The organism is Flavobacterium sp. TC780, from assembly GCF_056783245.1.
Map to the genome: position 1 here is coordinate 1 of NZ_JBXBAV010000146.1, position 9589 is coordinate 9589.

8 protein-coding genes and 2 pseudogenes are annotated in these 9589 nt (G+C 33.6%); 8 read left to right on the forward strand and 2 right to left on the reverse strand.

Annotated features, from left to right (window positions below; translation table 11 throughout):
- Positions 1–223 precede the first annotated feature (223 nt).
- The 5 genes from AC1RYN_RS15635 to AC1RYN_RS15655 all read left to right on the forward strand — a co-directional run bounded on the left by AC1RYN_RS15635 (position 224) and on the right by AC1RYN_RS15655 (position 2671).
- Complete coding sequence (locus AC1RYN_RS15635; protein ID WP_481807693.1) at positions 224–496, forward strand: hypothetical protein; 273 nt, start codon at positions 224–226, stop codon at positions 494–496.
- 114 nt (positions 497–610) lie between these two features.
- Positions 611–865 (forward strand): DUF885 family protein, encoded by a 255-nt coding sequence (locus tag AC1RYN_RS15640; RefSeq protein WP_481807694.1) that lies wholly within the window; start codon positions 611–613, stop codon positions 863–865.
- Positions 850–1272, forward strand: a complete 423-nt coding sequence (locus AC1RYN_RS15645; RefSeq protein WP_481807695.1) for a DUF885 family protein — start codon at positions 850–852, stop codon at positions 1270–1272. The genes AC1RYN_RS15640 and AC1RYN_RS15645 overlap by 16 nt, the downstream gene beginning before the upstream one ends.
- Positions 1273–1395: 123 nt before the next feature.
- A complete protein-coding gene (locus AC1RYN_RS15650) occupies positions 1396–2040 on the forward strand; it encodes a hypothetical protein (protein WP_481807696.1) in 645 nt (214 codons plus the stop codon).
- Positions 2041–2128: 88 nt separating this feature from the next.
- Positions 2129–2671 carry a histidine phosphatase family protein gene (locus tag AC1RYN_RS15655; protein WP_481807697.1) on the forward strand — a complete coding sequence of 181 codons (543 nt, stop codon included), beginning with the start codon at positions 2129–2131 and terminating at the stop codon, positions 2669–2671.
- A gap of 88 nt (positions 2672–2759) precedes the next feature.
- Here AC1RYN_RS15655 and pheT read toward each other — a convergent pair.
- A pseudogene (gene pheT / locus AC1RYN_RS15660) lies at positions 2760–5179 on the reverse strand (phenylalanine--tRNA ligase subunit beta).
- A 278-nt stretch (positions 5180–5457) separates the two neighbouring features.
- Between pheT and AC1RYN_RS15665 the strand changes: the two are divergent.
- The 3 genes and pseudogenes from AC1RYN_RS15665 to AC1RYN_RS15675 all read left to right on the forward strand — a co-directional run bounded on the left by AC1RYN_RS15665 (position 5458) and on the right by AC1RYN_RS15675 (position 8508).
- Positions 5458–6963 (forward strand): annotated as a pseudogene (locus AC1RYN_RS15665) (aldehyde dehydrogenase family protein).
- Positions 6964–7025: 62 nt separating this feature from the next.
- Positions 7026–8060 carry an alcohol dehydrogenase AdhP gene (gene adhP / locus AC1RYN_RS15670; protein WP_481807698.1) on the forward strand — a complete coding sequence of 345 codons (1035 nt, stop codon included), beginning with the start codon at positions 7026–7028 and terminating at the stop codon, positions 8058–8060.
- A 73-nt stretch (positions 8061–8133) separates the two neighbouring features.
- The gene (locus tag AC1RYN_RS15675) at positions 8134–8508 is read left to right on the forward strand and encodes a DUF779 domain-containing protein (protein ID WP_481807699.1); all 375 of its coding nucleotides are present in this window, start codon (positions 8134–8136) and stop codon (positions 8506–8508) included.
- A 320-nt stretch (positions 8509–8828) separates the two neighbouring features.
- On the opposite strand, the gene AC1RYN_RS15680 is transcribed toward AC1RYN_RS15675, so the two are convergent.
- The gene (locus AC1RYN_RS15680; protein ID WP_481807700.1) at positions 8829–9578 is read right to left on the reverse strand and encodes an AraC family transcriptional regulator; all 750 of its coding nucleotides are present in this window, start codon (positions 9576–9578) and stop codon (positions 8829–8831) included.
- Positions 9579–9589 lie beyond the last annotated feature (11 nt).

The following is a 9589-nucleotide window of genomic DNA, read 5'->3' on the forward strand; positions in this document are numbered from 1 at the left end:
TTGACGGTTTCCGGCGGAAAACGCGAAACCGACGATAAGGTCGCTTACCTGCACCAGGGCATTAAAGGTGCTGGTGTTACCGTGGGAAAACGAAAAAAATCCTTTTAACCTTAGCAATACGTAACTCAACGAAAGGCGTCAATAAAGATGTATTGCTAAGGTTAATACATGCTCCTGTTGTGAGGGAGGCAGCACCTAAGCAATTGCTGATTATGCTAATTGGTTGAAAAATCTTGATAATAAAACACCTCGTTCTTTTAGATTAGGTTCTGAGTTATATGCTAAAAAATTCAACTTTGATATTGAGTCAGGATATACTGCTGATGAAATTTATAAAATTGCTGTAAACCATAAAAATGATTTGCATGACAAGATGTTTCTTCTTGCCGATAAACTTTGGACAAAATACAAAGGTACAGATGCAAAACCAAAAGATAAGTTAGAGTTAATTAGACAAGTAATTGATAAAATTTCATTACAAACATACAACCCCTGAAAAATTTCAATCAGAAATTGAAAAACAAATACCAGAGCTTGTTGCTTATGTAAAAGCTAAAGATTTACTTTATATAGATCCATCAAACCACTTGTAGTTAAAGAACCAGCTTATATGGCGGGTGTTGCAGGAGCGTCAATATCAGCTCCGGGCCCTTACGATAAAAACGCTAACACGGACGATAATGTTGGAAGTATGAACGGTTGGACAGCCGAGAATGCAGAAAGTTATTTAAGAGAATACAACGATTATATTTTGCAAATCTTAAATATTCACGAAGCTATTCCTGGACATTACACACAATTAGTTTATAGCAACCAATCGCCAAGTATCATAAAATCTATTTTAGGAAAATGGAGCAATCATTAAAGGTCGGGCAGTTTACACCGAAAGAATCAATGTTAGAAAGCGGATACAAAAACTCAGACGAAATGTGGTTGATGTATTACAAATGGAATCTTAGAACAACTTGTAATACTATATTAGATTATAGTGTTCACACAAAAAACATGTCTAAAGATGCTGCCTTAGCTCTATTAACTAAAGAAGCTTTTCAACAACAAGCTGAAGCTGATGGAAAATGGAAACGTGCAACGTTATCACAAGTGCAATTATGTTCTTATTTTACAGGATATACTGAAATTTATGATTTTAGAGAATCATTAAAAAAAGAGCAAGGAACAAAATTCAACTTAAAACAATTTCACGAGAAATTTTTAAGCTATGGTAGTGCTCCCGTAAAATACATCAAAGAGTTAATGACTAGTAAAGAATAAAAAATGGATGATTTTTAGTTTATCCTAAATCGCCCCCAAACAGTTATGCACTATTTGGGGGCTTTTTGTGAAAATAAAATCTAAACTTTAGAATATATTTGCTTTACAACAAATTAAATAGAAATGAAAAAAATCCGCTTATCATTATTATTAACACTAGCTAATTTATCTGTTATTTTAGCTCAAACTACGCAACAAGAAATGTTTGACACACCTGAGAAAACTGCTGGTGTTTATTATGCTTATCCGACCAAAGATATTGTAGCTTATACACCTGCTCCAAAAGGATATGAAGCATTTTACATCAGCCATTTTGGACGTCATGGTTCTCGTTATTTGATAAGTGATAGTGACTATAAAGAAGTCTTGGATTTATTTGATAATGCTAATAAGAATGCCGCACTTACTGATCTGGGGAAAGATGTCTTAAAACGTTTACAAGAACTTTGGACTGAGGTTGAATTTAGAGGCGGAGATCTTTCAGTCATAGGAGTACAAGAACAAAGGGGTATTGCAGAACGCATGTATAATCTTTATCCAAAAGTATTCACAAAAGAAGCGCAAGTAGACGCCAGTGCCACGACAGTCGTACGTGTTGCGCTAAGTATGGATGCTTTTTGTGAGCGTATTAAAGAGTTTAATCCTGACTTAAAAATTACCAGAAATTCTGGGATAAAATGGCAACGATACTTAAACTACCATACACCCGAAGCTATTGCTTTTAGATCTGCAAAAGATACATGGAAAGAAGAATTTCCTGAAATTTGAAGCGAAACATATTAAACCTGATCGTCTAGTCAATTCTCTATTTTCGGACAATGATTATATCATTAAGAAAATAAATCCAGAAGCAACTATGAAAAAGTTATTTGCCATAGCAGGAGGGATGCAAAATGTAGAAACAAAACTAAGCTTTTATGATTTGTTTGAAAAACAAGAGCTTTTTGACTTGTGGCAATGTACCAACTATCGTTTGTATGTAAATGACGCAAATGCAGCTATCAATAACGGACTTATGTTTGAAAATCAGAAACTAACTTTAAAAAACATTCTAGAAAATGCTAATAAAATAATAACATCAAAAGGAAAAGGAGCAACGCTGCGTTTTGCACATGATGGTAATATAATTCCGCTGGCAATGCTGTTACATTTAGAAGGAACCTATAACAGTATTTCTAATACTGATAAATTTTATGAAGCATGGAGCGATTTTAAAGTAGCGCCTATGGCAGGTAACATCCAAATCGTATTTTTCCGCAAACCAAAATCAGATGATATACTTGTAAAATTTCTTCTTCATGAAAAAGAAACACTTGTTCCAACTATTAAAACCAATACAGCTCCTTATTACAACTGGAAAGACGTAGAAAGTTATTATAAGAACTTACTAGCTAGTTAGATTAAATACTCAAATTATTTAAATAAAAAAAATCCGCTAAAGAACTTTTAAATTCTTCAGCGGATTTTTAATATAATCCTATTTTTTACTAACGTAAGCTTGCGCCAAGTTCAGTTTCAAAACTTTGTTTTAATTTGCTCATAATTTTATCAATTTGAGCATCAGTAAGCGTTTTAGTATTATCTTGAATAGTAAAACTTAATGCATACGATTTTTTACCCTCAGGAAGTTTTTCACCTTCGTAAACATCAAATAAATTCACATCTTTTAACAATGATTTCTCTGTTTGTTTTGCAAGAGTATAAATACTATCATAACTTACATTTTTATCAATCAATAAAGCTAAATCTCTACGTACTTCGGGATATTTAGGAATCTCAGTATATTTTATTTTGCCTGTGATTATTTTCAAAATTAAGTCCCAGTTAAAATCTGCATAGAAAACCTCTTGCTTAATTCCGAAGTGCTTTAAGATTGATTTTTTAACAACCCCCATTTCAACTAAAGTATCATGACCGTATCCAATAGCAGCACCTTCAGAAAAAATATCTGATTGTGATGGAATATTATTAATTTTATCAATTCCTAATCGAGAAAGAATACCGTTTACATATCCTTTTAGTAAAAAGAAGTCAGTTAATTGTTGTCCATTAGTCCAAGTTTCTTTATTTCTGTTTCCAGTAATAAACAAAGTTAGGTGTTTATGCTCTTCATATCCGTTAAGAAACTTATGGTATGATTTTCCAAATTCAAATAATTTTAAATCTGAATTTTTTCTATTGATATTATATGAAATTGCTTCTAATCCAGAAAACAATAACGATTGACGCATTACTGATAAATCACCACTTAGAGGATTTAAAATTGTAACATTATGCTCCTCTTTCAACAAAGCAGAAAGGTTAGCATAAGAAGGAGTCGTCAATGAATTAGCCATCATTTCATGGTATCCTTGCGAATTCAATTGTGCAGCAATACTATTTTGCACCTTATAATCTTCCGTTCTTGGTGAATTAGAAACTGTTGCATTGAATTTTTTAGAGAAATTAATATTATTATATCCGTAAACTCTAAGAATTTCTTCAATAACATCAATTTCGCGTTGCACATCAACACGGTAAGCGGGAATCGTCAACCCTAAACCAGCCTCAGACACACTATTAACTTTAATATCAAGAGACACTAATATTTTTTTAATAGTATCTTTTGGAATTTCTTGTCCTATAATTTTTGATACGTGACTAAAGTTTAGGAAAACTGAAAAGTCTTCTATTTTCTTTTGATAGATCTCAACTATATCAGAAGTAATCTCTCCACCAGCAATTTCTTTTATCAATAAAGCAGCACGCTTTAATGCATATGCAGTAATTGAAGGATCAATTCTCTTTCAAATCTAAAAGAAGCATCAGTATTTAATTGATGTCTTTTAGCCGATTTACGCACACTAACTGGATTGAAATAAGCACTTTCTAAGAATATAGAAGTAGTCGTTTCTGTTACACCAGATTTTTTACCTCCAAAAATACCCGCAATACACAATGGACCTTTCTCATCACATATCATTAAATCCTCTTGGTGCAATGTTCTTTCAACATCATCAAGGGTAACAAATTTAGTACCTGCAGGAACAGTCTTTACAATTATTTTCCCGTTGATTTTACTTGCATCAAAAGCATGTAATGGCTGACCTAATTCATGAAGAACATAGTTTGTAATATCAACAATGTTATTTTTAGGAGTAATTCCAATAGCCTTTAATCTATTTTGTAACCAATTTGGAGATTCACTTATTGTAATTCCAGAAATGGTGACACCGCAATATCTTGGAGCCAAAGAAGGTTCTTCGACGTTTACATCAATTTTTAAAGTTCGCATGTCAACTCTAAAATTACTTACAGACGGTGTAATTAACTCTACGTTTTGACCTCTTTGTAATAATCCTGCTCGTAAATCACGCGCTGTACCAAGATGACTCATTGCATCGGCACGATTTGGAGTTAATCCTATTTCAAAAACTTCATCATTTTCAATATTAAAAACTTCAGAAGCGGGAGTACCAGGAGCCAAAGCTTCATCTAGAACCATAATACCATCGTGACCAGTTCCTAGACCCAATTCGTCTTCAGCACAAATCATTCCGTGGCTTTCTTGTCCACGTATTTTTCCTTTTTTAATAACAAAGGATTCACCGCTTTTATCATATAAAACAGTACCAATAGTAGCAACAGGGACTTTTTGTCCAGCTGCAACATTAGCTGCTCCACATACTATTTGTATAGGATGCTCTAATCCTAAATCAACAGTTGTAATTTTCAATCGATCAGCATCAGGGTGCTGTACACAGGTTAATACATGCCCTACAACAATACCTTCTAATCCGCCTTTTATTGATTGGTACTTTTCAACCACCTCTACTTCAAGCCCTAAGTCAGTTAGCAAAGCAGATGTTTCATCGGATTTCCAGTCTATTTTAATGAATTGTTTTAACCAGTTGTAAGATATTTTCATTTGAGTAATATTATTCTTGAATAAGTTTACAAATATAGGCATTGCACATTGTAGTAGGAAACAATTTATTTGGTTTTTTACAGCTCTTTAATTAATTAACCATGAATAAATCTATTTTAAACATTATCTATTTTTTATCCTAATATTTTATTGAAAGAGTATTAAAATTTAGTTATAAAAAGAGAATCTGTATTTTTTGTGCTATTACATGAATGAATTGTGCTATTCTTTATAAAAGAATGAAAGTAAATTTGAAATGAATCCAAAAAAAATATTTTATGAGTACTCTAGTAAAAAGACCTGAATTTAAGGCAAAATACGATAATTACATTGGTGGAAAATTTGTAGCACCAATAAAAGGAGAATATTTTGATGTAATTTCTCCTATAGACGGTAAAGTTTTTACAAAAGCTGCACATTCCGGGAAAGAAGATATTGATTTAGCAGTAGATACAGCCTATGAAGCATTTAAAACATGGGGAAAAACCTCAGTAACTGAACGTAGCATTTTACTAAATAAGATAGCGCAAAAAATAGAAGATAATTTAGAATATATCGCTGCTGTAGAAACGGTAGATAACGGAAAACCTGTACGAGAAACACTAGCCGCTGATATTCCGTTAGCCATAGATCATTTTAGATATTTTGCAGGAGTAATACGTGCTGAAGAAAGTTCAATCGCAGAATTAGATTCACAAACAGTCTCAATTGCTTTAAGTGAACCATTAGGAGTAGTAGCACAAATTATTCCTTGGAATTTCCCAATTTTAATGGCAGTCTGGAAAATTGCTCCAGCATTAGCTGCTGGAAATACAATTGTCTTAAAACCTGCTGAAAGTACACCAATTTCTATATTAGTATTAATGGAGCTTATCGGCGATATACTTCCACCAGGAGTATTAAATATCGTAAACGGATTTGGCGCTCAACTCGGGCGCCCATTAGTTACTAATAAAAAAGTATCAAAAGCTGCATTTACAGGTTCTACAACCACAGGTCGATTAGTAATGCAATACGCTACAGAAAATACTCATTCCTGTTACATTAGAACTAGGAGGAAAATCACCAAATATCTTCTTCCCATCTATAGCCGATCATGATGACGATTTCTTTGATAAAGCCATAGAAGGAGCCGTTTTGTTTGCTCTTAATCAAGGAGAAATCTGTACATGCCCATCAAGGTTATTGGTTCATGAAGACATCTATGACAAGTTTATTAAGAGAGTAGTAGAAAGAACTGAAGCAATTATCGCAGGAAATCCATTGGACAAAACAACAATGATAGGAGCACAGACTTCAATTGTACAAAAAGAAAAAATTCTTTCTTATATAAAATTAGGAAAAGAAGAAGGAGCTGAATTACTTACCGGTGGTGCAGAGAATAATTTAGCAGGAGACCTGAAGGCGGCTATTATATCAAGCCTACTTTATTTAAAGGAAATAATAAAATGAGAATCTTTCAGGAAGAGATTTTCGGACCAGTACTAGCTGTTACTACTTTTAAAACAACTGAAGAAGCTATTGCTATTGCAAACGACACTATGTACGGTTTAGGAGCAGGAGTATGGACTCGTGATGCACATGAAATTTACCAAGTTCCAAGAGCAATTCAAGCTGGTAGAGTTTGGATAAATCAATATCATTCTTATCCTGCAGGCGCACCATTCGGAGGATACAAACAATCAGGAATAGGTCGTGAAAACCATAAAATGATGTTAGGACAATACCGCCAAACCAAAAATATGCTGATTTCTTATGACAAAAAGAAATTAGGCTTTTTTTAAAAGAATTATATAAACCGAAGGCCGGTAGATTAAATGTACTAGTCTTATAAATCAATACGATTATGTTACCAAAAACAATGAAAGCCGCAGTTGTAAGAGAATTTGGTTCTCTTTTAAAAATTGAAGAAGTAGAAGTAAAACGACCAGGTAAAAACGAAATTCTTGTAAAAGTTATTGCCAGTGGAGTTTGCCATACCGATTTACATGCCATAGAAGGTGATTGGCCCGTAAAACCCAAAATGCCATTAATTCCAGGACACGAAGCTGTAGGTTATGTTGTAGCTGTAGGTCAGGATGTAAAAAATGTAAAAGAAGGTGATGCTGTAGGTGTACCATGGCTTTATAGCGCTTGTGGAGGCTGTGATCAATGTATTACAGGTTGGGAAACCTTATGTGATACCCAACAAAATGGCGGATATAGCGTAGATGGCGGATTTGCCGAATATGTAATTGCCGATGCAAGATACGTTGGAATCCTTCCGTCAAATGTAAATTTTATGGAAATGGCACCAATACTGTGTGCTGGAGTAACGGTTTACAAAGGACTAAAAGAAACTGAGGTAAAACCAGGAGAATGGGTTGCTATATCAGGAATTGGAGGCTTAGGTCACGTTGCGGTACAATATGCCAAAGCAATGGGAATGCATGTTGCAGCAATAGATGTTGCCGATGATAAACTTGATTTAGCCAAAAAACTTGGAGCTGATTTGGTAGTAAACGCAAAAAATCAAAATCCTGGAGAATTCTTAAAAAAGGAAGTTGGTGGAATGCATGGGGCATTAATCACAGCTGTTTCTCCTATAGCTTTCAAGCAAGGTCTTGAAACCTTAAGACGAAAAGGCACAATGGCACTTAATGGACTTCCTCCAGGAAACTTTGATTTATCAATTTTTGATACTGTTTTAAACAGAATTACAATTCGTGGCTCCATTGTTGGCACACGTAAAGACATGAAAGAAGCAATTGAATTTGCCACAGAAGGAAAAGTAAAGGCTACAATCACGCCTGCAAAATTAGAAGATGTCAATGATGTTTTTGATAAAATGAAAAAAGGACAAATTGAAGGAAGGGTAGTGCTCGAAATAGCTAAACCTTAATTACATTAAATCATGAAAGCAACAAACTCTCTATAATCACAAGAGTTTGTTGCTTTTTTTAAAACCTAAAATCATGATAAAAAGAATTGATGCTTCAGAAAAAGCCATTGAATTGATAAAAATATTAAAGGAAAAACATGGCGAATTAATGTTTTATCAAGCTGGCGGGTGTTGTGAAGGAACACAACCACAATGTTTTGAGAAAGGTGGTTTTTATCAACGAACAGGAGACGTTTGCATTGGAACAATTGAAGACACTGAATTTTGGGTTGATAAAGATTTATTCGAATATTGGAAACATGCCCATTTTACACTCAATGTAATTGATGCATTTGGAGTTGGAGGATTTTCATTGGAAACACCATTAAAAAAAACATTTCAAATAGAATATCGAATTTTCACCGAAGAAGAAGAGAAGGAGTTAGAGCCAGTTAAAATTATTGAGTAAAAAAGGTTCTTTTTTAAGGTACAAAGAGGCAAAGGTTCTGAGGTACTAAGGTTTCTCATAGTAACGTGAGCCAATATATCTTGTTATAGAATAACTTTACTGCAATACAACCACAATCTTGTCACCCTGACACAGGAAGGGTCTCCGCAAGTAGCTCGACAATTATTATGCAAAAAAAGACGCACTGTTGTGCGCCTCTACAAGAAACCTTTGTCTCTTTGTACCTTTTTTTAAACCTCAGAACCTTTCTTAAAACCTTAGTACCTTTGAGCCTTAGCACCTCAGAACCTTTGAAACTTTGAAACTTTAAAAAAAAGCCTCTAATTAATAAACAACAACTGATATTGTTTTGGAGTAATCCCTTCGTGTTTTTTAAATAGTCTGATGAAATAATTAGCATCTTCAAATCCTGATAAATAGCAAACTTCATTAATTTGTATCGAAGGATTCTTTAGTAATTTCTTTGCACATTTTATTTTTTCATTCAACACATATTCTATTGGACTCATTCCTAGTTCTCTTTTAAAAAAACGATAGAAAGAGGCTGTACTCATACATGCTTTATCGCTCAAACTCTTTAAATTCATATTTTCCTTCAAATTCTGCTTGATAAATTCTGTAACTTCTTTTATTGGATTATTTGCTTGAATTACCATTCCTTCATCAATAGATTTTACAGTTTGCGTTTGTATAATACGAATCAATAATTCTTTCAGAGTTAAGTCTGCCAAAACATCTTTAGTAATCGATGTACTCATGCATTCTTTGATGAGTTTATTAATCGTAGAAGCCATATCAACATTATTAAAAAAGAAATAATTTTGATAATGTAATTGCCAAAGCACATCATTTTCTTTGGGATATTTCTCGTTTAAGAAATTTAATGTCTCTGTAATTTTAGATTGTTCAATGGCTAAAGCCAAACATTGTGTAGGGTTATTTTTTGTTGCTTCTGGAAAATCGATTTTCATTTCTACATTTGCAGGAACAACAACAGTTTGCCCAGGTAAGTATTCAAATTCGGGATCTTCAAAAAGATGCAGGTGCTGCCTCCCTAACAACAGGAGCATGTATTAACCTT

Bases quoted from the DNA above. Each gene is read 5' to 3' on its own strand.
- AC1RYN_RS15645 (WP_481807695.1), top strand. From the start codon at position 850: ATGGAGCAATCATTAAAGGTCGGGCAGTTTACACCGAAAGAATCAATG.
- adhP (WP_481807698.1), top strand. From the start codon at position 7,026: ATGTTACCAAAAACAATGAAAGCCGCAGTTGTAAGAGAATTTGGTTCT.
- AC1RYN_RS15650 (WP_481807696.1), top strand. From the start codon at position 1,396: ATGAAAAAAATCCGCTTATCATTATTATTAACACTAGCTAATTTATCT.
- AC1RYN_RS15680 (WP_481807700.1), bottom strand. From the start codon at position 9,578: ATGCTCCTGTTGTTAGGGAGGCAGCACCTGCATCTTTTTGAAGATCCC.
- AC1RYN_RS15675 (WP_481807699.1), top strand. From the start codon at position 8,134: ATGATAAAAAGAATTGATGCTTCAGAAAAAGCCATTGAATTGATAAAA.
- AC1RYN_RS15640 (WP_481807694.1), top strand. From the start codon at position 611: ATGGCGGGTGTTGCAGGAGCGTCAATATCAGCTCCGGGCCCTTACGAT.
- AC1RYN_RS15655 (WP_481807697.1), top strand. From the start codon at position 2,129: ATGAAAAAGTTATTTGCCATAGCAGGAGGGATGCAAAATGTAGAAACA.